Raw genomic sequence first — 24114 nt, forward strand, 5'->3', positions numbered from 1 at the left:
TGCTCGCGAATGCGGTGTGCCAGTTGATAAATAAGGTGACTGACACTCCGCTTTCGCGAGCAAGCCCGCTCCCACATTTACATCGCCGTCTGCCAGATAAGCTGCTTTTCTGCCACACTTGTCGGCCGTGCATAAATAGACGACCTTCAAAGTACCTGATGACCGACCAAGCGCCCACAATCGACCAACTGCTCAAAAACCTCGATCACGCCATGCTCGCCGACCGCCACCGCTTGCGGCGCCAGTTGCTCGAGCTGCGCAAGAAGCCCGATGAGGAGAAGCTGGCGCAGTGGGTCACGCGCATGCAGGCGTCCTGCGCCCAGGTCACGGCGCGGCGTGCCAGCTTGCCGGTGATCCGCTATGACGACAGCCTGCCGATTGCCGCCAAGCGCGACGAGATCAAAGAAGCGCTGCTCAAGCATCAGGTGCTGATCATTGCCGGCGAAACCGGCTCGGGTAAAACCACCCAACTGCCGAAAATCTGCCTGGAAATCGGCCGTGGCCAGTACGGCCTGATTGGCCACACTCAGCCACGCCGAATTGCTGCGCGCAGCGTCGCCAGCCGCGTCGCCGAAGAACTGGCCACGCCGTTGGGCGCATTGGTCGGCTATCAGGTGCGTTTCGAAGACCAGAGTGATTCCAACACCCTGATCAAGTTGATGACCGACGGTATCCTGCTGGCCGAGACTCAGAATGACCGTTACCTGGAACGCTACGACACGATCATCGTCGACGAAGCCCACGAACGCAGCCTGAACATCGACTTCCTGCTCGGCTACTTGAAAACCCTGCTGCCGCGTCGCCTCGACCTGAAAGTCATCATCACCTCGGCGACCATCGACCTGGAGCGCTTTTCCAAGCATTTTGACGATGCACCGATTGTTGAGGTGTCGGGCCGCACCTTCCCGGTAGACACTTGGTACCGTCCGCTGACCCTGGAGCAGGACGAGGAGGGCAACCGCGTCGAGGACGACTTGACCGTCGACCAGGCGATCCTCGCCACCCTTGATGAAATCGCCGCCTATGAGCGCAGCGAACGCCGCAGCCCGGGCGATGTGCTGGTGTTCTTGCCGGGCGAGCGCGAGATTCGTGACGCCGCCGAGATGTTGCGCAAGGCTCAGCTCAAGCACACCGAAATTCTGCCGCTGTACGCGCGCCTGTCACCGGCCGAGCAGCAGCGCATTTTCCAGTCTCACCCAGGCCGCCGCGTGGTGCTGGCGACGAACGTTGCGGAAACTTCGCTGACCGTGCCGGGCATTCGCTACGTGATCGACAGCGGCACTGCGCGCATCAGCCGCTACAGCTACCGCGCCAAGGTGCAGCGCCTGCCGATCGAAGCGATTTCCCAGGCCAGCGCCAACCAGCGTAAAGGCCGCTGCGGCCGGGTCGAGCCGGGGATTTGTATCCGCTTGTACAGCGAAGAAGATTTTATCGGCCGCCCGGAATTTACCGACCCGGAGATCCTGCGCACCAACCTCGCTGCCGTGATCCTGCAGATGCTGCACCTGCGCCTGGGCGAGATCACCGATTTCCCGTTCATCGAGCCGCCGGACGGCAAGGCCATCAGCGACGGGTTTAACCTGCTGCAAGAGCTCTCGGCGGTGGACCGTAACAGCCAGCTCACGCCGCTGGGTCGCCAACTGGCGCGCCTGCCAGTAGACCCGCGTATGGGCCGTATGCTGCTCGAAGCCGCCAAGCTCGGCAGCTTGCAGGAGGTGTTGATCGTCGCCAGTGCGATGTCGATCCAGGACCCGCGCGAGCGTCCACCCGAGCGTCAGCAAGCCGCCGACCAGGCTCATGCGCAGTGGAAGGACGCGGATTCCGACTTTGCCGGGTTGGTTAACCTGTGGCGTGGTTTTGAAGAGCAGCGCCAGGAACTGACGGCCAGCCCGTTGCGCAACTGGTGCCGAAAGAACTTCTTGAATTACCTGCGGCTGCGCGAGTGGCGCGACTCGCATCGTCAGCTGAGCCTGATCTGCCGCGACATGCAGTTGACGATTAATAAAGAGCCGGCGGATTTTGCCAAGCTGCACAAGGCCGTGTTGTCCGGCCTGCTCAGCCAGATTGGGCAGAAAACCGAAGATGGCGATTACCTGGGGGCGCGCCAGCGGCGCTTCTGGATTCACCCGTCCTCGGGTATCGGCAAAAAGCGCCCGCAATGGCTAATGGCCGCCGAACTGGTGGAAACCACCAAGCTGTATGCGCGCATGGTGGCGAAGATCGATGCTGACTGGATCGAGCCGTTGGCGGGCCACCTGATCAAGAAAAACCACTTCGAACCGCACTGGGAAAAGAAGCGCGGCCAAGTGGTGGCGTTTGAACAAATCACCCTGTTCGGGCTGATTGTGGTCGGGCGCCGCCCTGTGCATTACGGGCCGATTGACCCGGTGGTGTCCCGCGAGCTGTTTATCCGCGAGGGGTTGGTGCGTGGCGAGATTCAGTCCCGGGCCAAGTGCCTGACGGCGAATCAGCAACTGCTCGAGCAGCTCGACGAGCTTGAAGCCAAGGCGCGGCGCCGCGATATCCTGGCGGACGAGGAAACCCTGTACGCCTTCTACGATGCGCGCTTGCCGGCAGAGATCCACCAGACTGCCACGTTCGACAGCTGGTACAAGGTCAACAGCCAGAAAGACCCGCAGCTGCTGATCATGCGCGAAGAAGACGTGCTGGCCCGCGAGGCCAGTGAAGTCACCGCCCTGCATTACCCTGACACCCTGCACTTGGGCGACTTGGAACTGGCCCTGAGTTACCACTTCGAACCCAACCACCCGCGCGACGGCGTGACCCTGCGCGTGCCGGCGCCGCTGCTGCCGGCGTTACCGCCGGAACGTCTGGAATGGCTGGTGCCGGGTGTGATCGAGGCCAAGTGCATCGCGCTGGTACGCAACTTGCCCAAAGCGCTGCGCAAAAACTTTGTACCGGTGCCGGATTTCGTCAAGGCGGCGCTGCAACGCATCGAATTCGGCCAGGGCTCGCTGCCCCAGGCGCTGGGGCGCGAACTGCTGCGCATGACCGGTGCGCGAGTCAGCGATGAAGCCTGGGCCGAGGCGGCGCAGCAGGTGGAAAACCACCTGAAGATGAACCTGGAAGTGGTCGACGGCCAAGGCAAGTTCCTTGGCGAAGGCCGTGACCTGGCTGAGCTGACGGCACGTTTTGCCGAAGCCAGCCAGGCCGCGTTGGCCGTGCCGCAAACCGCGAAAAGCCAGCAGCCGGTGGAAGCTAAGGTGTTTGCGGCGGTGGCCGAGAAGACCCAGCAAAAGATTGCGGGCCTGTCGATGACGGTCTACCCGGCGCTGGTTGAAGAGAATGGCACGGTCAAGGAAGGGCGGTTCTCGACGGCCGCGGAGGCCGAGTTTCAGCACCGTCGCGCCTTGCAGCGTTTGCTGATGCAGCAATTGGCCGAACCGGCGAAATTCCTGCGCGGCAAGTTGCCTGGCTTGACCGAGCTGGGCCTGATGTACCGCGAGCTGGGCCGTATCGATGCGCTGGTTGAAGACATTCTGCTGGCCAGCCTCGACGCCTGCGTGTTGGAAGGCGAAGCCAGCCTGCCGCGCGACGGTGCGGGCTTGGCAGCCTTAGCTGAACGCAAGCGCGGCAGCTGGACCGAGCACGCCGAGCGCCTGGCCCGCTTGACCCTGGAGGTGCTGAAGCTCTGGCACGGTTTGCAGAAGCGTTTCAAAGGCAAGATCGACTTGGCCCAGGCGGTGGCCTTGAATGACATCAAGCAGCAGCTGAGTCATCTGGTCTACTCAGGGTTTGTGCGCGAAACCCCGGCGCAGTGGTTCAAGGAGTTGCCGCGGTTCCTCAAGGCCATCGAACTGCGCCTTGAGAAACTGCCAAGCCAGGTGCAAAAAGATCGGGTGTGGAGCGCCGAGCTGGGCGGCCTGTGGACGCAGTACCAGAATCGCTTGAACAAGCACGCCCAGGAAGGCAAGCGCGACCCGCAGTTGGAGCTGTATCGCTGGTGGTTGGAGGAATATCGCGTGTCGTTGTATGCCCAGCAGTTGGGCACCAAAGTGCCGATTTCTGATAAGCGCTTGAGTAAGCAGTGGAGCCTGGTGGAGGCCTGACGTGGTGTTTGGCTTCCCAGACAAAACCCATCCAATGTGCACGCTGGCTTGCCTGCGATGGCATCACCGTGGTTTGACTGACACAGCGCGGTGCCTGCATCGCAGGCAAGCCAGTTCCCATAGGTGTACGGGGTTTATCCGGGAAAGGGCGCCAAACCCCCGAGGTTGTGGCAAACTTCGCGGTTATAAATGCCGGGATCGCCGTGAAAGGCTGTTGCAACCACGGCGCCATGGAATAAAGCGTTGCCAGTTTGATGCCCGCTGGAGGGCATCGAACGACTTAAAGTTTGGTACGACGGTACCAATATCTTCTGCCTGACAGATTTAGAGGAACGACCGTGCATAACGTCGTCATCAGCGGCACTGGCCTGTACACCCCGGCCAACAGCATCTCCAACGAAGAGCTGGTGCAGTCTTTCAATGCCTATGTGCAGCAGTTCAATACGGCCAATGCCGCCGCTATCGAGCACGGTGACGTGCAGGCACTCACCGAGTCCAGTGCGGCCTTTATCGAGAAGGCCTCGGGCATCAAGAGCCGGTTTGTCATGGACAAGGACGGCATTCTCGATCCGCAGCGCATGGCCCCGCGCCTGCCTGAGCGCAGCAATGACGAGTGGTCGGTGCTCTGCCAGATGGCAATCGGTGCTGCCGAGCAAGCCCTGCAGCGCGCCGGCAAAACCGCCGCCGACATCGACGGCGTGATCGTCGCCTGCTCCAATCTGCAGCGCGCCTATCCGGCCATCGCCATTGAAGTGCAGGAAGCTCTGGGCATCGAAGGTTTCGGTTTCGACATGAACGTGGCTTGTTCGTCGGCGACTTTCGGTATCCAGAACGCCGCCAACAGCATCCAGCTGGGCCAGGCCCGAGCGATCCTGATGGTCAACCCGGAAGTCTGCACCGGCCACTTGAATTTCCGCGACCGCGACAGCCACTTCATCTTCGGTGATGCGGCCACGGCGGTGATTCTTGAGCGCGCTGACCTGGCGACCTCTGAGCACCAGTTCGATGTGGTGAGCACCAAGCTGCTGACCAAGTTCTCCAACAACATCCGCAACAACTTCGGCTTCCTCAACCGCGCGGCGGAAGAGGGCGTCGGCGCGCCCGACAAACTGTTCGTGCAGGAAGGCCGCAAGGTGTTCCGTGATGTCTGCCCGATGGTCGCCGAATTGATCGGTGTGCACCTGGAAGAAAACCAGCTGAATTTGGCCGATGTGAAGCGCTTCTGGCTGCACCAGGCCAACTTGAGCATGAACCACCTGATCGTGAAAAAACTGCTGGGCCGCGAAGCCTCGGTGGAAGAAGCACCGGTGATTCTCGACACTTACGCCAACACCAGCTCCGCGGGCTCGGTGATTGCCTTCCACAAATACCAGGACGACTTGCCAAAAGGTTCTGTGGCGGTACTCAGCTCGTTCGGCGCAGGCTATTCGATCGGCAGCGTGATCCTGCGCAAACGCTAAACGCGGTCAATTTGGGGGCAGGCGAGCCAGCTCCCACAGGAATCGGGTTGTCACCCTGATTGGGTTTGCACTTTGAAATCGAGGTTCTGAATGGCAGCAGCGGACGACGCGCACCTGCTCGAACGGCTGCTCAAGGGCGAGCAGCGTGCCTATAAAGAATTAGTCACCACCTACCAGAGCGCGATGCGCGCGGTGGCCTATGCCATCGTCGGCCAGCGCCATGCCGACGAAGTGGTCCAGGACGCGTGGTTGTCGGTGGTGCGTAACCTGGTCAAGTTCGAAGGGCGTTCCAGCCTCAAGACCTGGCTGCTGACGATCACTGCCAACGCCGCCAAGGGCCGCTATAAGCAGAATCGCCGGGAAGTGTTGCTCGACGATTTGCCCTCGCCCCACGGCACCATTGGTGACGATCGCTTCGTCCCCGACGATGGCCACTGGGCCGTCGCCCCCTATGCCTGGCACCAGGACACCCCGGAAGCCTTGTTGACCGAAGATGAGTTGCGCAAATGCCTGGAGCATACGTTGCTGAGTTTGTCGGAGTTGCAAAGCAGCGTCCTGGTGCTGCGTGAACGCCAGGGATTGGAGTTGGAAGATATCTGTAATCTTCTGACGCTGTCGCTCTCCAATGTCCGTGTGCTGTTGCATCGAGCACGGCTTAAAGTCTTCGCGACGGTGGAGCATTTTGAGGAAACGGGCGAATGTTGACGTGTAAAGAGCAAGTGGCGCGTTCCAGTGATTATCTCGATGGGCAATTGACCTTTCGCGAGCGTCTGCTGGTGCGTCATCACCTGATGTTTTGCCCTAACTGCCGGCGATTTATCCGTCAGATGCGCCTGATGCAGGCGACATTGAAGCTCATGCCGGAAGAACCGGTAAGTGACGCTGATGATTTGGCTGCACGGTTGGCAGCCGAACGGTTGAAGGATCAGTAACGTCGGCGAAGGGCAGACTCGTGTGGGTGAGTCGAACGGATGATGGGGATCGAACCACCCACGCAAGGCTGTGACAACCACCTCGGGCCGTCCTGGCCCAAGGCTTTTGACTCTCGCAGTTAGAACTTGGCTTCAGCATCCAGCTGCAGGGTGTTGGTGTTGGCATCACGTTGGGTGCGGCTGGCGTAGTCAGCCTTGGTCAGGAAGTACGTGGCGCCGAGGGCGAAGTTCTTGTCGATGTCGTAGCTGACCTTCATCTTATGGCCGCGCGAACCGGTGGTGCCGTTGGCGAAGTCCGAGTCAGTGAAGGCGCCCACCACAGCGTTACGCTGGACATCGCGGTAGTTGTAGTCGAGGTTGAAGCCAAACACCTTGGACTTGGCACCGATCAACCAGGCGGTGTCCTGATCGGTCACGGCATCGTTGTTTTTCACGTACTGGCCGTAGAATGCCAGCGGTACAGCCAGGCCACCGATGTCAGCCTGGGCAAACCCTTCATACAGGCGGAACTGGTTGTCGGCCGAGTTGCCGTTGACCGCCAATGCGCAAGGCGTGGTGGTCGTTGTGCAACGGCTGTCCTTGTCATTTTGGTAGGCGTAGACACTGCCGCCCAAGGTCATTTTCAGGTTGTCGGTCACCGAGAAACGCGTGCCCAACTGGCCGGAAGTCAGGCGTAGGTCGTGGCGAAATTGCACGCCGTCGCCATCGACGTTGTCCTTGAGGTTGTAGTTGCCCAGGCTGCCGAACAGCTCGGCGCTGCTGCCCAATGGGTATTTGTAGGTCAGGGCCAGGCCTTCAGGGTTGATATCGCTATCCCAGATCACGTCGCCCATGTTGACCCACGGCTGGAGCATTTTGCCGCCGATCACGTGCAGGTTTTTGATCTGGTCCGGGTGGTAGTCGATGTAGCCGAGGTCCAGCCAGATCGACTTCTTGTCGAAGTAGTTGTCCTGATCCTGGTTGGTTGAGCGCGCGTCGTCGCTGCTGCCGGTGGCAATCCGGATGCCGGTGTCAACCTGCGAGTTGATCTCGGTGTAAGCACCCAGGCGGGCACGGATGCGCTGACGGTCCTTGTCACGGCCACCGTTGTTGGATTCGCCCTGGATCTTCACGGTTTCCTGACGGAAGCGTACATCGCCCTTGAGCTGAGTCTTGGCAGCCCAGGCCAGCTTCTGGTCGAACACGCTCAAGTCATTGGTTTTCTTCGCGGTGGCCGCGATCTGCTCGTTGGTCTCTTGTTGAGCTTGCTGTGCGATCTGCTTCTCTTTCTGGTCCTTGGCCAATTCTGCTTGCAGTTCGGTGTACTGCGCAGCGGTGATCTGGCCGTTGGCCTTGAGCATGTCGAGCAATTTAGCGTCGACTGCGGCGCTGGCCGGTACGCTCAGGGCCAGCAACAGGCCGCCACACAGGAGCGCCGCCGTTTTAGTGGAAGCAAGACGCATATCAATCTCCGAAAGTGAGGAGGGATGGCAAACCATCCAGGACACAACCGACCGATGACGGACGGAAAATAGCCGCCTGGTAGAACCGGGCGCTCTAAAAACAGGCGTCAGTATCGCGATCACTTATGACTGAACAGTGGCTAATTGATGTCATGTAGATGACAAGGCATTTAGAAACGGAGCTGTATTTTTTAGGTCGTGTTGCGCGATTTGAAGATGTGCATTGCCTGGCGATAAGCGATACTCGCCAAGCTTTCACGCCCCCGATGCAGTGAGGATGCCGATGCCGTTGCAACGCCTGGACAACCTGTCCGAAATCGCCCCAGAGGTTTGGGACGCCCTCGTGCCGCAGGCCCAGCCCTTTGTGCGGCATGCGTTCCTGAGTGCGCTGGAAGACAGCGCCAGCCTGGGCCCGCACTCAGGTTGGCAACCGGAGCATTTACTGCACTGGAAAGGCGATCGTCTGGTGGCGGCATTGCCCAGTTATCGCAAATGGCATTCCTACGGCGAGTACGTGTTTGATCACGGTTGGGCGGATGCCTGTGAGCGCGCCGGTATTGATTACTACCCCAAGTTGCTGACGGCGGTGCCGTTCAGCCCGGTCAGCGGGCCGCGCTTGCTGGCGAGAACTGTCGAGGATGGTTTCGAGCTGCTGAACAGCCTCCCGGGCTACCTGGAAATCGAAGGGCTTTCCAGCGCCCATATCAATTTCACTGACCCATTGGCGGACGCTGCTCTGGCCGGGCAGCCCGGCTGGCTGCAGCGTTTGGGCTGCCAGTTTCATTGGCAGAATCGCGGCTATCGCGACTTTCAGGACTTCCTCGACGCCTTGAGTTCACGCAAGCGCAAACAGATGCGCAAAGAGCGCGAACAAGTGGCGGGGCAGGGCATTGAGTTCGAATGGTTGCAAGGCCATGAACTGAGCGAAGCGCAATGGGATTTCGTCTATGCCTGCTACGCCAATACCTACGCCGTGCGTCGCCAGTCGCCGTACCTGACACGTGCGTTTTTCAGCCTGTTGGCCGAGCGCATGCCCGAAGCGATCCGCGTGGTGCTGGCCAAACAAGGCGCACGCCCGGTGGCCATGGCCTTCAGCCTGCTCGGTGGCGACAGCTTCTACGGGCGTTATTGGGGCTGTCTGGCGGAGTTCGACCGCCTGCACTTCGAGACCTGCTTCTACCAAGGCATGGACTACGCCATCGCCCACGGCCTGCAACGCTTCGACGCCGGTGCCCAGGGCGAGCACAAGTTGATTCGTGGGTTTGAGCCGGTGATCACCCGTTCATGGCATTACCTGCGCCACCCAGGGTTGAAGAATGCCGTCGAGGATTTCCTGGAGCGCGAGCGCGTGGGAATTTTGGCGTATGCCGAAGAGGCAAGGGCTGCCCTGCCTTATCGGCAGGGCTGAACCCGTTTGCCTCAGGCCGAGTCCTCCTTGCCCAGCCATCGATAGGTCACGCCGCCGATCACCGCGCCGAGGATCGGCGCCAGCCAGAACATCCATAACTGCTGAAGCGCCCACCCGCCGACGATCAGTGCCGGGCCGGTACTGCGCGCCGGGTTGACCGACGTGTTGGTCACGGGAATGGAGATCAAATGGATCAGGGTCAAGGCCAGCCCAATGGCGATGGGCGCGAGGCCCGGCGGGGCACGACGGTCGGTGGCGCCTAGAATGATCAGCACGAACATCGCTGTCATCACCAGCTCACAGACAAACCCTGCTGCCATTGAGTAACCACCGGGCGAATGCTCGCCATAGCCATTGGAGGCCAGACCCGACGCCAGTTCGAATCCCGGTTTGCCGCTGGCAATGAAGTACAGCAGCGCAGCGGCGACGGTGCCCCCTATCACCTGCGCGATGATGTAAGCCGGTAGCTCCTTGGCCGGAAACCGCCCGCCCACGACCAGCCCCACTGACACTGCCGGGTTGAGATGACAGCCGCTGATATGCCCGATGGCGAACGCCATGGTCAACACCGTAAGCCCGAAAGCCAGGGCTACACCCAGCAAACCAATCCCGACGGCGGGGAACGCTGCGGCCAACACCGCACTCCCGCAACCGCCCAACACCAGCCAAAACGTACCTAAGCCCTCTGTGACTGAACGTTTGAACAAAGACATGCCGCCCGTCCTTGATAGATCGCTCTACCCAATTAGTAAACCAGTGATGCTCCCTGCAGATTTACTTCAGCGCCCCTCTGGGCCCTGCTTTGATTGAAGCAGGGTTTTGTGGCAAATCCAGGCCATAAAAAACGCCAGGGCCCATGAATAGGGAGCCTGGAGCTGATTGAGCGACAATGAGGTCGCCTGATGCTCCGTCATCGCAGGCAAGCCACACATTGTTCATTGGTGTACTTTTAATCGATGCCGACAAACCCCCCTGTCTGGTGCTGCCACAACCTGGCATACAACCCGCCATGGGTCAGCAACTCGGCATGGCTGCCGGTCTCGGCGATTTGCCCTTTCTCCAGCACCACTAAACGGTCCATGCGTGCAATGGTCGACAACCGGTGTGCAATTGCAATCACCGTCTTGCCCTGCATCAGGGTTTCCAGGCTTTCCTGGATCGCGGCTTCGACTTCCGAGTCCAGTGCCGAGGTGGCCTCATCCATGATCAGAATCGGCGCGTCCTTGAGCAGTACCCGCGCGATGGCGATACGTTGGCGTTGCCCACCGGAGAGTTTCACTCCGCGCTCACCCACATGGGCGTCCAGCCCGGTGCGGCCTTCGGCATCCGATAACAGCGGAATGAACTCATCGGCGCGAGCCTTGCGGATGGCGGCGGTGAGTTCTTCGTCGGTGGCATCCGGCTTGCCATACAGCAGGTTGTCACGGATCGAACGGTGCAGCAGCGAGGTGTCCTGGGTGATCATGCCGATCTGTGCACGCAGGCTTTCCTGGGCGACTTCGGCGATGTTCTGGCCGTCGATCAGGATGCGCCCGCCTTGCAGGTCGTACAGGCGCAGCAGCAGGTTGACCAGGGTCGACTTGCCCGCGCCGGACGGGCCGATCAGGCCGATCTTTTCCCCGGCCTTGATGTTCAGATTCAAGCCGCCAATGATTCCGCTCTTCTTGCCGTAGTGAAAATCCACCTGCTCGAAGCGTACTTCGCCATGCGGCACGTTCAGGTGTGGGGCATTTTCGCGGTCGGTGACCGCCAGCGGCGCAGCGATGGTTTTCAGGCCGTCTTGCACGATGCCGATGTTTTCGAAAATGCCGTTGACCACCCACATGATCCAGCCGGACATGTTGACGATGCGAATCACCAGGCCGGTGGCCAGGGCAATCGCACCCACGGAGATCAGCGACTGGGTCCACAACCACAACGCCAGGCCGGTGGTGGTGACGATCAGCAGGCCGTTCAAGATGGCAATCGTCACGTCCATGCTGGTCAGCACGCGGGCGGCCAGTTGGGTTTTTTCGGTCTGCTCGATGATCGCTTCCTTGGCGTATTCCTGCTCATTCTGCGTATGGGCGAACAGCTTCAAGGTGGTGATGTTGGTGTAGCCGTCGACAATGCGGCCCATCAGTTTGGAACGCGCTTCGGAGGAGATCACCGAGCGCTCCTTTACGCGCGGCACGAAGTAACGCAAGGCCAGGCTGTAAAAAATAATCCAGGTGATCAGCGGGATCATCAATCGCCAGTCGGCCTCGGCAAACAACACCAGTGCGCTGATGGCGTAGATCGACACGTGCCAGATGGCCTCCGCCGTCGCCACCGCCGAGTCGCGCAAGGAGTTGCCGGTTTGCATGATGCGCTGGGCGATGCGCCCGGCGAAATCGTTCTGGAAGAAATTCAGGCTCTGCTTGAGCACGTAGCTGTGGTTCTGCCAACGGATCAGGCTGGTCATGCCGGGGTTGATGGTCTGGTGCACCAGCAAGTCATGCAGGCCGTTGAAGATCGGGCGTAGCAATAGGGCGACCACAGCCATCCAGATCAGCTCGGCGCTGTGAATCTGGAAGAAGTTGGCCGGTGGTGTGCCTTGAGCCAGGTCGATGATGCGGCTGAGGTAGCTGAACAACGCCACTTCAATCAGTGCGCCGATCAGACCGACAACCAGCAAAGCGGCAAAGCTTGGCCACACTTGGCGCAGATAGTAGAGGTAGAAGGGCAGGACTTTGTCGGGTGGGGCGTCGCTGGGGGCGGCGCGGAAGATATCGATCAGTTGTTCAAAACGACGATAGAGCATTAGGTTGACGCCCGCCTGGCGGGCTCTCCTGTTCAAATGCGCGCGGTGCCTTGTGGGCACCGCGCGGGGCTACCTGAAGAACGCCCTGCAGACCTCAGTCGATGCGCTTGGCCGACTTGATCAGAACAGGATCGATAGGCACGTTTTGCATGCCCTGCTTGGTGGTGGTTTGCGAGTTGACGATGACATCGACCACGTCCATGCCTTTGACCACTTTGGCGAACACGGCGTAACCGGCGTCACGGCCTGGGTCGAGGAATGCATTGTCGGCGACGTTGATGAAGAACTGGCTGGTGGCCGAATTCGGATCATTGGTGCGCGCCATTGACAGGGTGCCACGTACGTTATGCAGGCCGTTGCTGGCTTCGTTCTTGATCGGGGCTTCGGTCGGTTTTTGCGACATCGACTGGGTGAACCCACCGCCCTGGACCATGAAGCCGGGGATCACACGGTGGAAAATCGTGTTGGTGTAGAAGCCCTTGTCGACATAGGCCAGGAAGTTCTTGGTGCTGATCGGCGCCTTGACCGGGTCCAGTTCGATTTCAATGTTGCCATTGGTGGTGGTGATCAGGACGTGAGGCGCTTTGGCGGTCTCGGCGGCCATCAGGTTGGCGGCGAACAGAACAGAACCGGCAAAGAAGGCGATTTTTTTCAACATGGGTCAGTGATCCTGGGTAGTGGTTTCGACTGTCTTTAGAAAATCGAGCAAGGTAGCGTTAAAGACTTCGGGTTGATCCAAGGGCGTGGCATGGCGGGAATCTTCGATCACCACCAGTCGCGCATCGGGCAGCAGTTTTACATAGTTTTGTTTCTGCGCCACGGGTGTGTAGTCGTGGTCGGCGCTGATGATCAGGGTAGGACAGGTAATCCTGGAAAGTTGTTCCAGCACGCCCCAGCCCACAATCGCGTCGAAGCTGGCGAGATAAGCACGTTTGTCGTTTTTTGCCCAGCGTTCGGCCATCTTGCGGCGCAGGTCGGCCTGATGCGGTTTGGGGAACAATCGCTCGCCCAACGCCTTGCCGATGGTGGCCAGGCTGAGCAAACGCGCCAGGCTCCAGCGCTTGGCCCACTGCCAATAGTCATCGGCGCTGCGCACCTTGACCTCGGGGGCGCTGTTGACGATACACAGGCTCTTGACCAAGCCGGGCTCATCCACCGCCAACTGAAAGGCGATCATGCCGCCCATGGACAAGCCCACCACATGGGCGGGTGGCAGGTTCAAGTGTTCGATCAGGGCCAGCAGATCGAAGGTGAAGCCTTGGATGCTGTAGCGCTCGCGGGGTTTGTCGGAGCGTCCATGGCCGCGCACATCCACCACGATCAGGCGGTAATGCCGGGCCAGCACCGGGATTTGCAGCTCCCAATCCTGACTGCTGGAGCCCAGGCCATGGATCAGGATCAGCGGAGTGCCGTGGCCGTATTCCTCGTAATGCAGGCTGCAGCCTTCATGGTCGAACCAGGCCATGCATGAACTCCGTTTCAGGCTTGCTCGGGGGCGGCGAAAGGCGCGTCCAGGGGAGCGGTGTCAAAGGTGCGCAGCAACTCCACGAGGATCTGTGTGGCTGGGCCCAGGGGTTTGTCCTTGTTCGCGTACAGGTAGAACGTCGGGTTGCGGCTGCCGCCCTTTTCCAAGGGTAGCTGCTTGAGCAGGCCTTCGTTGAGTTCGCGCTCGATCATGTGCCGGGGCAACCACGCAAAGCCCAGGCCGCTGCTGACGAAGGTCGCGGCGGTGGCCAGGCTGCCGACGGTCCAGCGCTGTTCGGCGCCCAGCCAGCCTACGTCACGCGGCTGCTGGCGGCCGGAATCGCGGATCACCACCTGCATCTGGCTTTCCAGGTCCTGGAAGCTCAGCTCGCGGTTGAGGCGATGCAGCGAATGGTCGGGATGGGCCACGGCGATAAACTCCACGTCGCTCATTTCCGTGCCCAGGTAGCCGGGGATGACGAAGCCGCTGATGGCCAGGTCGGCCATACCGTCCATCAGCAGTTCTTCCACACCCGACAACACTTCTTCGCGCAGGCGCACGCGACAGCCACGGCTTTGCGGCATAAAGGCGGTGAGGGCGCGTACCAGGCGCGCATTCGGGTAGGCGGCATCCACCACCAACCGCACTTCGGCCTCCCAGCCCTGTTCCATATGGTGGGCGAGGTCTTCCAGTTGGCTGGCGTTTTTCACCAGTTGCCGGGAGCGGCGCAACAGCACTTCACCGGCGTCGGTGAGCACCGCCTTGCGACCGTCGATGCGCAACAGCGGCACGCCGAGCTGGTCTTGCATGCGCGCCACGGTGTAACTCACCGAGGATTGCGAGCGGTGCAGCGCTTCAGCCGCTTGTGCGAAGCCACCATGGTCGACCACCGCTTGCAGCGTGCGCCATTGATCGAGGGTAACGCGGGGCGCTTTCAAGATGAGCTCCTCTTGTCCTAAGCTGGCGGTCCTTATTGGAGACTGCCGAATGAGAAAATTCTGTTGTGTGTTGCTGGCGCTGCTGCCGATGAGCGCATTTGCCTATCCCATCGACGTGACAAAAAAGATCGACGGCGTGCAAGTGGACTACACCGCCTCCGATGTGGACGGCGACATCAGTTCGATCCGACTCAATAACTACGGCACTGTCGATGCGGTATGTTTAGTAACCTTCACCAACGGCCCGGAATCACCGCGTAATCGCAAGGTCACGGTGCTGGCGGGCAAAAGCACCAACACAACCGTCAAGTTCAGCCGCGCCATCATCAAGATGCGCATCGCCCTGGCGTGCGCCCCAAAATAAACCGGCGGCGGAGCATGCTCACAGCAATACTCCGCTTATAAACAAATTTATAGATGGGTTGTAGCAGTTTTTTGCGCTTTTTTATCGAATGAGCCCTGGTTAATCTTTTCTCTATCGCCTTACAGCACTTACAGATGGAGCCTACCTAGCCATGTCCAATGTTCTGATCATCGAAAGCAGCGCCCGCCAGCAAGATTCGATCTCCCGCCAGCTGACCCAACAGTTCATCGGCCAATGGCAGGTCGCTCATCCGGCGGATCAGATCACTGTGCGCGACGTGGCCCTTAACCCGGTCCCGCACTTGGATGCCAACCTGCTCGGCGGCTGGATGAAGCCCGCCGAACAGCGCAGCGGCATTGAACAGGCTTCTCTGGACCGCTCCAATGAATTGACCGACGAACTGCTGGCTGCCGACGTGCTGGTGATGGCAGCGCCGATGTACAACTTCGCCATCCCCAGCACCCTCAAAGCCTGGTTGGACCACGTGTTGCGCGCCGGGGTGACCTTCAAGTACACCGCCACCGGCCCTCAGGGTTTGCTCACTGGCAAGCGCGCCATTGTGCTGACCGCGCGGGGCGGCATCCACACCGGTGCCACCTCCGATCACCAGGAACCGTACCTGCGTCAGGTCATGGCTTTTATCGGGATTCATGACGTCACCTTTATTCACGCCGAAGGAGTGAACCTGAGCGGGGACTTCCAGGAGAAGGGCATCAACCACGCTAAAGCGCTGCTGGCTCAGGTCGCTTGATCGTTTAATCGTCACATAATCGCGTGGTGTTTATATCGCCCCACGCAAACCCTTCAAGTACGCGTATCGAACCTCCCTTTGCACTTGTTGCTCCTGAGTGCTCCTGCCCGACTGACGCTTTAGCGAGGTCGGGTTTTTTTTGCCTCGAGTTTCGTCAAACACCGAAAACCCTTAAAGTCGCGCCCATTCGAAACGAGGCGCGCATGGGCTATCTACTGGTTGTCACCCTGATTCAGGCATTTTCCTTCAGCTTGATCGGCGAATACCTCGCCGGTCACGTCGACAGCTACTTCGCCGTGCTGGTGCGCGTGGTATTGGCTGGGCTGGTGTTTATCCCGCTGACCCGCTGGCGCTCGGTCGAACCTGCGTTCATGCGCGGTATGTTGGTGATCGGTGCGCTGCAGTTTGGTGTGACCTACGTGTGCTTGTACCTGAGCTTTCGTGTGCTCACTGTGCCTGAGGTGTTGCTGTTCACTATTCTCACGCCGTTGCACGTGACCCTGATCGAAGACGCCCTCAACCGGCGCTTCAACCCTTGGGCGCTGATCGCTGCACTGGTGGCAGTGGGCGGCGCGGCGGTAATCCGCTTCGACCAGATCACCCCGCACTTCCTCGGCGGTTTTTTGCTGCTGCAACTGGCCAACTTCACCTACGCGGCTGGGCAGGTGATGTACAAGCATCTGGTGGCGCGCTATCCGAGCGACTTGCCGCATTACCGGCGTTTTGGCTACTTCTACCTGGGTGCTTTGATCGTGGTGTTGCCAGCATTCGTGCTGTTCGGCAAGGCCGACTTCCTGCCGCAGGCGCCACTGCAATGGGGCGTGTTGGTGTTCCTCGGGTTGGTCAGCACCGCGCTGGGTATGTACTGGTGGAACAAGGGCGCCTGCCTGGTCAACGGCGGCACCTTGGCCGTGATGAACAACCTGCATGTGCCGGTGGGGTTGCTGCTGAACTTGCTGATCTGGAACCAGCATGAGCCGCTGGGGAGGCTGGCGTTGGGCGGGTTGGTGATTTTGGGGGCGGTGTGGATCAGTCGGTTGGGGGCAGTACGCCGGTTAACTCACTAGTCGAAGTTACTCAGTGGGTCGGTAATTCTATTATTGGCCCTTGTAGATTGTTTCTAAATATTGACTATGCTCACTCAGTGTACGGAAACCAACGGATCATCACCCTGAATAAGGCATAAGAGTTGATGAGCTAGCTAAGTTTATTGGCTTGAGGTGTTTTGTCCTTTCTGTGTGAGTCAGACCCTGAGGCCTTGTTCTTCTTGAATATGGGTGTTCATCATGGCTGAGAAAAAAACGATATCTGTTTTGACGGCTTGCTGCTTTCATCTAAAGGGCACAGTGTTTATCGCTGTCTTTTCGGTGAATATGTTCACTACGGATTTTTCGCGAGCGGACAACTTCACTGATTTCTGCGCGCCGCCTCATAGTGGAAAGATAAACAGCAAGTGGGAGGGTAAAAATACGTATGAGAATATCAAGTTAATTAAAGAGCTTGGCAATAGAATGAGGTATCGAGACTCGCAAAATACCTTGGTTTCGCTGAGTAATCGGTTTGCGCCAAAAGAGGCGGATAATACGCATGTTGTGATTCCTGATCCTGATGATAACGTTATTTCAAACGGCAAAAGCGTCCCTTTTTTTATTCAGAAAAGTAAGGTCGATAGCTGTTCGACGTCCGTCTCAACGCTACAAGCGCTTGAGCCGGTCGCCAATGATAAGAAGTATGCGTGCGCTCTGTTGGCGCTGGATCGAAATTGTCTCACCCGCACGGAAAAGCAAAAAAATGTCAGTGATCCACAGGTGCCGCAGCGTTCTTTGGTTGTCATGTCATATCTCGGCAAGGCGTTTTGTACAGGATTGTTGCTGGATGAAAAAACGATGATGACTGCTCGGCACTGTTTTATTCGGCAGTCTAGCGGCGCGGTGCTTGAAGAGTTTAACTCGGGTGAATTTTCTGGTTTCAGTATTCAGAGCATGGACTTGAAGCGAAAAGTCATCCTGTCAAAAGAAGCAATAGTCGGATTGAGGACAGCGACGGGTTTTGATATCGAAAAAGATCCGGTCAGTATTGCTGTTGAAACCATAAAATCGCCCTCAGCAGAGCCATTGCCAAAAGTACTTTTCAAACCTGCTCAAGCCAAGCAATTGCTATGGATTGCCGGACCGTTTGCACTCCTGGATCAAGCGATTGCGATGCAAAGGGCTTATCAGAATCTAGGGGGCTCTAATCCAAGCGTGGAGTGGCAAGATTCAATTAGATGGAGCAACTCCGCGGCCGCTCAGTGCAGGGTAGTGGCCGTCAGTCAGTCGTGTATTTATCACACCTGCCAAACATCGGAGGGATACAGTGGCAGTCCTATGATTGCTGCGGTGTATTCAAAATCCTCTGGTAACGATGATGTTATTGAAGTGGTGGGTATTCACTCTGGAACGCCGGGCCTGGCTCAGAGTGGAGGCTGGCCTGCCTGTGCGACTTCAAGCGCAAATTTTGATGCGTCTGATTATTCCGCTTACAACGTAGGGAAAAATGGAGCGTTCTAAAATGATTAAAAATGTAGTGGTTATCGTGTTAGGTGTGTTTGTCGCAGGGTGTAGTTATTTTGATGTTAAACCGCGTGAGACGGAGGAGGGGCCTATTATAGCAAGAGCGTTTTTTAGTGATCAGGCTTGCACGGGCACACAAGGGGTTAGTGAGTCGCTGTTGGGCGCTGCCGCAGTGACCTGGGGTGTCACTAAGGCCAGCGAGCTTGTAGTTGGTTATGTCACTGATGCTGTCGCGCAAGCGGCAAAGGCGGACAAGGAAACTGTCACTATCACGGGGCAAAATCCCGACTATCTGTTTAAAGTTCAGGATGAAAAAATTAAGATGAGGGGGTGCCTCTACGTCGTTGTTGCTCCGCGCGTTGCCGAGGGGCAGTTCTGCTTGCCCGTAAAAGGGAAAAAAGGAAACTGGTACAATCCTGTGTCTTGCAAGACGGTTTCGTCTGAGCTTGTTAGTAAATGGAGAGATTGGAGCCTAGGGACGCCCACTTTTTTTGCTGAAATATCCTTTCGTCAGCCGGAAGGAGGCCCGGTTGTAGCGGTAATTCCAGAAGTTAGAAAGATTTATTATCCTCAGCCGATCTCTACGATGAAAGAAGACAAAGTCAAAGGCTTTTCAATCTTGGTAACGGCCTCTAAGCCGACCAAATCCACGCGGGTTAGCGGCGATACCGTTCTAGAGGTTTTTCTAGGCGGGGACGGGGTAACGCCACGCACTGTAAGGGCCAAGCAGTCGTTGCAGACCAGCGGGTTATGGGTAGTGGTCCCTTCGGTAGAAGGAGGAGCGGGAAAAGATTTTGCCGGGCCGGTCAATTTGACCGTTACCGTGGCTGAGACACCTCATCCAACAGCATGGCTGCAGTCCGTCGCGAGCTTTGTCGCCGCGAACAAGCAAAAGGCCGTTGATATGGCTGTCGCCAAGCTTGACCCAAAGGCTGTTGCAAAAGCGGAAGCAGATGAACTGGCAAACGCTTCCAAATATCGAAGCAATGCGGCCGACTTATGTACAGCGTTATCGACGGAAATGGAGAAGCTCCAGCAAGCCCAGATTCATTTCAAAACAGGTCAGTTCACTTCTGCCGAAGTTCGGCTGCGAGCTGGCTATGCTATGGATTCGGCGTGTGAAACCACGAGGAATGCCGGTAACGCGGCAGCAAGCGCATGGTCGCTTGCCGAGCGCGGCGGGCAGATATGCAACAGAAGTCAGGACCCGAAAGTGGAGATGGCAGGAATGTGTCGATAAGTGATTGTTAATCGGCAGCCTCCGCCCCCCTGAATAGTTGGTGACAACCAACTATTCAGGGGGGAAGACGCTATAAAATCGCGTGGCTTTCGGACGCCGGTAAATGACTGGCCCCCAACACCGCTGGCAACATCCCTGCCCGCAAGTCACCGCCACTCGGCTGCTGATACAGACTCAAGCCGAATTCCGGCAGCACCGCCAGCAGATAATCAAAAATATCCCCCTGAATGCGCTCGTAATCTGCCCACGCCGTGGTGCGCGTGAAGCAGTAGATTTCCAGCGGCACGCCCTGTGCGGTGGTTTGCATCTGGCGCACCATGCAGGTCATGTTCGGCTGGATGTCCGGGTGGCTTTTCAGATAGGCCAGGGCATAGGCGCGAAAGGTGCCGAGGTTGGTCATGCGGCGGCGGTTGGCTGACAGCTGGGAGCTGTCGCCCTGGGCTTCGTTCCAGGCCTTGAGTTCGGCCTGCTTGCGGCCGATGTAGTCGGTGAGCAGGTGCACCTGGGTCATGCGTACTTCTTCCTCGCCACGCAGGAAGCGCACGCCGCTGGCGTCGATGTACAGGCTGCGCTTGATACGGCGCCCGCCGGACGCCTGCATGCCGCGCCAGTTCTTGAACGACTCGGACATCAGGCGCCAGGTAGGAATCGAGACGATGGTCTTGTCGAAGTTCTGCACTTTGACCGTGTGCAGGGTGATGTCGACCACGTCACCGTCGGCGCCGACCTGGGGCATTTCGATCCAGTCGCCGACCCGCAGCATGTCGTTGCTGGTCAATTGCACACTGGCGACAAACGACAGCAGCGTGTCCTTGTACACCAACAAGATCACCGCCGACATGGCGCCCAAACCGGACAGCAGCAACAGCGGCGAACGGTCGATCAGGGTGGCGACGATGATGATCGCGGCAAACACGAACAGCACCATTTTTGCCAGTTGCACATAGCCCTTGATCGAGCGGGTACGCGCATGTTCAGTGCGCGCGTAGATATCCAGCAGCGCATTGAGCAGGGCGCTCACAGCCAGTGTCATGAACAGGATGGTGAACGCCAGGGCCACGTTGCCGATGAACAGCGTGGCGGTCTTGCTCACGTCCGGCACCAGGTACAGGCCGAACTGGATCACCAGGGACGGCGTCATCTGCGCCAGGCGGTGGAAGACTTTGTTGTGCCGCAGGTCATTGAGCCAGTGCAGCGCCGGTTGCCGGCCGAGCAATTTGACGGCGTGGAGGATGAGGTAGCGTGCGACCCGTCCGAGCAGCAGGGCCACCACCAGCAATACCACCAAACCTAAGCTTGCATGCAGCAGCGGGTGTTGATCGAGTGCGCCCCAAAGGTCTTGGACGTTGAGCCAGAACTGTTTGATATCCATGGGTGAAACCGATTCTTCTGTAAGACAACACGGGCCGATTAGAGCATTTAAGTGCGACTAAGTTGACGTCGTAGACAAATATCCTGACAAAAAAGCAGCTGATTAGCCCCGTTCGCGTAAAGAAACTCGGTTTGGACGCCCGAAACCGTTACCCTATGCAGCTGATATTTTGTATTTCTTCGAGGTAGCACCCGTGTTTTCCCAATTCGCCCTGCACGAACGCCTGCTCAAAGCCGTGGCCGAGCTTAAATTTGTCGAGCCTACGCCTGTGCAAGCAGCGGCCATACCGCTCGCGCTCCAAGGGCGTGACCTGCGGGTGACGGCTCAAACCGGGAGTGGTAAGACCGCCGCTTTCGTCCTGCCGATTCTGCACCGCCTGATCGGCCCGGCTAAAGTCCGTGTCAGCATCAAGACCTTGATCCTGCTGCCGACCCGCGAGCTGGCCCAGCAGACCCTGAAAGAAGTGGAGCGCTTCTCGCAGTTCACCTTCATTAAGTCCGGCCTGATCACTGGCGGCGAAGACTTCAAGGTCCAGGCGGCTATGCTGCGCAAGGTGCCGGATATTCTGATCGGCACGCCAGGGCGCATGATCGAGCAACTCAACGCCGGCAACCTCGACCTCAAGGAAGTTGAAGTACTGGTGCTCGACGAAGCCGACCGCATGCTCGACATGGGCTTTGCCGACGACGTGCAGCGCTTGGTGGCTGAATGTGTGAATCGCCAGCAGACCATGCTCTTCTCCGCCACTACTGGCGGCTCGACCCTGCGCGACATGGTCGCCAAAGTCCTGAACGACCCTGAGCACTTGCAGGTCAATAACGTCAGTGACCTGAACGCTACCACGCGTCAGCAGATCGTCACTGCCGACCACAACGTCCACAAAGAACAAATCCTGAACTGGCTGTTGGCCAACGAGACCTATCAGAAGGCCATCGTGTTCACCAACACTCGTGCTGCCGCTGACCGTATTTACGGTCGCCTGGTGGCACAGGACTACAAAGCGTTCGTGCTGCACGGTGAGAAGGACCAGAAGGACCGCAAGCTGGCCATTGACCGTCTGAAGGCTGGCGGCGTGAAGATCCTGGTTGCCACCGATGTCGCCGCTCGCGGACTGGACGTGGATGGCCTGGACATGGTGATCAACTTCGACATGCCCCGCAGCGGCGACGAATACGTGCACCGTATTGGCCGTACCGGGCGGGCTGGCAACGATGGCCTGGCGATCTCGCTGATCTGCCACGGCGACTGGAACCTGATGTCGAGCATCGAGCGCTACCTCAAGCAGTCGTTCGAGCGCCGCACCATCAAGGAAGTCAAAGGCACCTATACCGGGCCGAAGAAGGTCAAAGCGTCGGGCAAGGCGGTTGGCGTGAAGAAGAAAAAAGTCGACGCCAAGGGCGACAAGAAAAAGGCCGGTGCCAAGTCGCCGACCAAGCGCAAGATTGCCAACCGGCCGAAGACCGACAATCTGTCGCTCGTGAGCAAGGACGGCATGGCGCCGCTCAAGCGTCGTAAGCCAGAAGCGCCAGCTGCCGAGTAAGGCTGTGCGGGCATTAAAAAACCGGACGATGTCCGGTTTTTTTATGCCTTCAATTTTTTGTCTCGGTAGCAGCTTTATCGAGGTCTTTAAGGCGCTGATCGATCAACTGGCATTTGTCAGGTAAATCAGCGGCCGTCGTGTCCATGTCCATTTTTTGCAGCTCTGCATTCATTTCCTTGGCCTTGGTCGGGTTCTGTTTAGTGAGCTTGGTCACTTCCTGGGCCAATTGTTCGCGTTTCGCCGTGGCTTCTTCAGGCGTGCACGCCCAGGTGGGCAGCGCGGTCAGCAGCGTGGCGGCAATGGCCAGGTTTATCAGGGTTTTCATGGTCGGACCTCCTTGGCAGTCGTGCTTAGTTGAGGAGGCGAACGTCTGGAAAGTTCCGAGAAATGACGGCCGTCTATTCGGCTGAACGGTCAGAGACGAGGCATGTCACACCTCTTGACGGGCTAACTTTTCATTGGCCTGCAGGAGGAATCAGGATGACGACTTACAATTGGGATTTGATCGAACGTCTGCTGCATGAAGTGCAGAACGGCGAAGGCAGCTTTGCACCGCGCAAGTATGCCGAGCAGGAAGCTGCGGAGAAGGCCACCGCGGGCGAGTCCACGGGCAATTTGGATGCGTTGAAAAAGACCGCTGCCGATTACGAAGCGCTGCTGTTCAAACGTGGGTTTATCGAATCGCGGCCGGAGGAAGAGGGCGGGAATGGTGAGAACTTCATCCTGACCGCGTTGGGCGCTCAGTTGCTGGCGCTGATCGATAGCTCCATCCCGGGCAATGATCATCCTCGCCAAGTCTTGGATGAGCAGCCTGATGCATTGGACCCAGAGACGTTTGCTGAAGTGGCCTCAAAGGCGCAAATCGCTTAAAGCGCAGAGTCGCACATTTAAAGGAGAGCGGCCTTAAGGCACGTTAGCGTCTTGAAATCGCTGCGCACACTGGCGATTTTTTGCGTCAGCTTCAGCCTCTGCTGCACGCTGCTTTCGGCCATCAGGTCGACAATCAGGCTGCGTGCGGCCGTTTCCGTCTGCGCATACGCAACTTTGTACGCCTGAGTCCACAGGCTTTCACGGTCCACCAGTAATTGTTGTATTTTTTGCGGGAAGTCCGCGTTTTTACGCTGCTGTACGGCGGCGATGAGGTGCGCCTGCCAACGCGCACGGTTGCCGATCCATTCCTGGTTCTGTTCACCCAGGGCAATAGACCACGCCATAACCCGATTTTGCTGGCTGGCACTGAGTGGGCCGATCCAGGCGTTCAGGCGTTTGCTCATCCGCTGGGCGCGCTCCTTGATTTGCTGCGCCAGGGGCGGTTTGAGGTATTCGTCCTGGCGCTTACGCAAGTCTTTGGCCAGGGCGTCGCTCATGTCTTTGACCTGCTGATCATCCAAGCCTTGCAGCAATTGGATGGCTGAGGGCGTAATTTCACGCGCCACCTCGGCAATCGCCTGCTTGGCTTCGACGGTACGCGTCTGCAGTGCGGCGTCAGTCACTTGATTGCTGTCGACCATCTGTTGCAGGCGATTGAGCCAATCCAGGTAGCCCGGTAACTGCGTGGTGCAGTGCCAGGCCAGGTGTTCCTGGAGTTTGTCGTTGAACCAGCTCTTCTGCCCGGCATTCATGTCCAGGTAGTCGTTGAGGGTCCAGGGAATAATCACGTCCAGATTGCGGTAGGCCAGGCCCACGCGATTGCAACCGGCGAGCACCAGGCTGAAGGTCAGCAATATCACCAGAAATTTGAGCCGACGCAGCATGGGCGATTCCTTGCGCAGAGGAGGGTAATGCATGTGAACCCGTG

At 58.4% G+C, this 24114-nt stretch carries 21 protein-coding genes; 12 read left to right on the plus strand and 9 right to left on the minus strand.

What is annotated here, in order from left to right; genetic code table 11:
* Positions 1-158 precede the first annotated feature (158 nt).
* From hrpA to FW764_RS03920, 4 genes are all read left to right on the plus strand, one after another.
* Positions 159-4070: an ATP-dependent RNA helicase HrpA gene (gene hrpA / locus FW764_RS03905; protein WP_446432835.1), complete on the plus strand. Its 3912-nt coding sequence runs from the start codon at positions 159-161 to the stop codon at positions 4068-4070.
* A 338-nt stretch (positions 4071-4408) separates the two neighbouring features.
* Positions 4409-5530 carry a beta-ketoacyl-ACP synthase III gene (locus FW764_RS03910; protein ID WP_446432836.1) on the plus strand — a complete coding sequence of 374 codons (1122 nt, stop codon included), beginning with the start codon at positions 4409-4411 and terminating at the stop codon, positions 5528-5530.
* Positions 5531-5620: 90 nt separating this feature from the next.
* A complete protein-coding gene (locus FW764_RS03915; RefSeq protein ID WP_446432837.1) occupies positions 5621-6235 on the plus strand; it encodes an RNA polymerase sigma factor in 615 nt (204 codons plus the stop codon).
* Positions 6229-6462 (plus strand): zf-HC2 domain-containing protein, encoded by a 234-nt coding sequence (locus tag FW764_RS03920; RefSeq protein ID WP_446432838.1) that lies wholly within the window; start codon positions 6229-6231, stop codon positions 6460-6462. Before FW764_RS03915 ends, FW764_RS03920 begins: the two co-directional genes overlap by 7 nt.
* Before the next feature lie 119 nt (positions 6463-6581).
* Here FW764_RS03920 and FW764_RS03925 read toward each other — a convergent pair whose 3' ends face one another.
* On the minus strand, positions 6582-7904 hold the full coding sequence (locus FW764_RS03925) for a putative porin (protein WP_407019733.1): 1323 nt from the start codon (positions 7902-7904) through the stop codon (positions 6582-6584).
* A gap of 283 nt (positions 7905-8187) precedes the next feature.
* Here FW764_RS03925 and FW764_RS03930 point away from each other — a divergent pair, with 283 nt between their 5' ends.
* Positions 8188-9312 carry a GNAT family N-acetyltransferase gene (locus FW764_RS03930; protein ID WP_446432839.1) on the plus strand — a complete coding sequence of 375 codons (1125 nt, stop codon included), beginning with the start codon at positions 8188-8190 and terminating at the stop codon, positions 9310-9312.
* 11 nt (positions 9313-9323) lie between these two features.
* Here the strand turns inward: FW764_RS03930 and aqpZ are convergent, their stop codons facing one another.
* The 5 genes from aqpZ to FW764_RS03955 all read right to left on the minus strand — a co-directional run bounded on the left by aqpZ (position 9324) and on the right by FW764_RS03955 (position 14497).
* Positions 9324-10025, minus strand: coding sequence for an aquaporin Z (gene aqpZ, locus FW764_RS03935; protein WP_446432840.1), 702 nt, complete (start codon positions 10023-10025; stop codon positions 9324-9326).
* 236 nt (positions 10026-10261) lie between these two features.
* A complete protein-coding gene (locus FW764_RS03940; RefSeq protein ID WP_446432841.1) occupies positions 10262-12094 on the minus strand; it encodes an ABC transporter ATP-binding protein in 1833 nt (610 codons plus the stop codon).
* Positions 12095-12188: 94 nt separating this feature from the next.
* Positions 12189-12752, minus strand: a complete 564-nt coding sequence (locus FW764_RS03945; RefSeq protein ID WP_446432842.1) for a peptidylprolyl isomerase — start codon at positions 12750-12752, stop codon at positions 12189-12191.
* Between the two features lie 3 nt (positions 12753-12755).
* A complete protein-coding gene (locus tag FW764_RS03950; protein ID WP_446432843.1) occupies positions 12756-13559 on the minus strand; it encodes an alpha/beta fold hydrolase in 804 nt (267 codons plus the stop codon).
* Positions 13560-13573: 14 nt separating this feature from the next.
* The gene (locus tag FW764_RS03955; RefSeq protein WP_446432844.1) at positions 13574-14497 is read right to left on the minus strand and encodes a LysR family transcriptional regulator; all 924 of its coding nucleotides are present in this window, start codon (positions 14495-14497) and stop codon (positions 13574-13576) included.
* 49 nt (positions 14498-14546) lie between these two features.
* Here FW764_RS03955 and FW764_RS03960 point away from each other — a divergent pair, with 49 nt between their 5' ends.
* From FW764_RS03960 to FW764_RS03980, 5 genes are all read left to right on the plus strand, one after another.
* Positions 14547-14861, plus strand: a complete 315-nt coding sequence (locus tag FW764_RS03960; RefSeq protein ID WP_446432845.1) for a 3-phosphoglycerate kinase — start codon at positions 14547-14549, stop codon at positions 14859-14861.
* Positions 14862-15012: 151 nt separating this feature from the next.
* Positions 15013-15612 carry an FMN-dependent NADH-azoreductase gene (locus FW764_RS03965; protein WP_446432846.1) on the plus strand — a complete coding sequence of 200 codons (600 nt, stop codon included), beginning with the start codon at positions 15013-15015 and terminating at the stop codon, positions 15610-15612.
* A gap of 203 nt (positions 15613-15815) precedes the next feature.
* The gene (locus FW764_RS03970; protein WP_446432847.1) at positions 15816-16679 is read left to right on the plus strand and encodes a carboxylate/amino acid/amine transporter; all 864 of its coding nucleotides are present in this window, start codon (positions 15816-15818) and stop codon (positions 16677-16679) included.
* 219 nt (positions 16680-16898) lie between these two features.
* Positions 16899-18161 (plus strand): trypsin-like serine peptidase, encoded by a 1263-nt coding sequence (locus tag FW764_RS03975; RefSeq protein ID WP_446432848.1) that lies wholly within the window; start codon positions 16899-16901, stop codon positions 18159-18161.
* A gap of 1 nt (position 18162) precedes the next feature.
* Entirely contained in the window at positions 18163-19404 is a 1242-nt protein-coding gene (locus FW764_RS03980; protein ID WP_446432849.1) for a hypothetical protein, read from the plus strand.
* Between the two features lie 70 nt (positions 19405-19474).
* On the opposite strand, the gene FW764_RS03985 is transcribed toward FW764_RS03980, so the two are convergent.
* Positions 19475-20776: a mechanosensitive ion channel family protein gene (locus tag FW764_RS03985; protein ID WP_446432850.1), complete on the minus strand. Its 1302-nt coding sequence runs from the start codon at positions 20774-20776 to the stop codon at positions 19475-19477.
* Between the two features lie 193 nt (positions 20777-20969).
* On the opposite strand from FW764_RS03985, the gene FW764_RS03990 reads away from it, so the two are divergent.
* Positions 20970-22316 (plus strand): DEAD/DEAH box helicase, encoded by a 1347-nt coding sequence (locus FW764_RS03990; RefSeq protein WP_446432851.1) that lies wholly within the window; start codon positions 20970-20972, stop codon positions 22314-22316.
* A 49-nt stretch (positions 22317-22365) separates the two neighbouring features.
* Here the strand turns inward: FW764_RS03990 and FW764_RS03995 are convergent, their stop codons facing one another.
* The gene (locus FW764_RS03995) at positions 22366-22641 is read right to left on the minus strand and encodes a hypothetical protein (protein ID WP_446432852.1); all 276 of its coding nucleotides are present in this window, start codon (positions 22639-22641) and stop codon (positions 22366-22368) included.
* A gap of 155 nt (positions 22642-22796) precedes the next feature.
* On the opposite strand from FW764_RS03995, the gene FW764_RS04000 reads away from it, so the two are divergent.
* On the plus strand, positions 22797-23186 hold the full coding sequence (locus FW764_RS04000) for a transcriptional regulator (protein ID WP_446432853.1): 390 nt from the start codon (positions 22797-22799) through the stop codon (positions 23184-23186).
* Between the two features lie 17 nt (positions 23187-23203).
* On the opposite strand, the gene FW764_RS04005 is transcribed toward FW764_RS04000, so the two are convergent.
* The gene (locus FW764_RS04005) at positions 23204-24070 is read right to left on the minus strand and encodes a DUF6279 family lipoprotein (RefSeq protein ID WP_446432854.1); all 867 of its coding nucleotides are present in this window, start codon (positions 24068-24070) and stop codon (positions 23204-23206) included.
* Between the last annotated feature and the right edge of the window lie 44 nt (positions 24071-24114).

It is taken from the genome of Pseudomonas sp. 1152_12, from assembly GCF_052850675.1.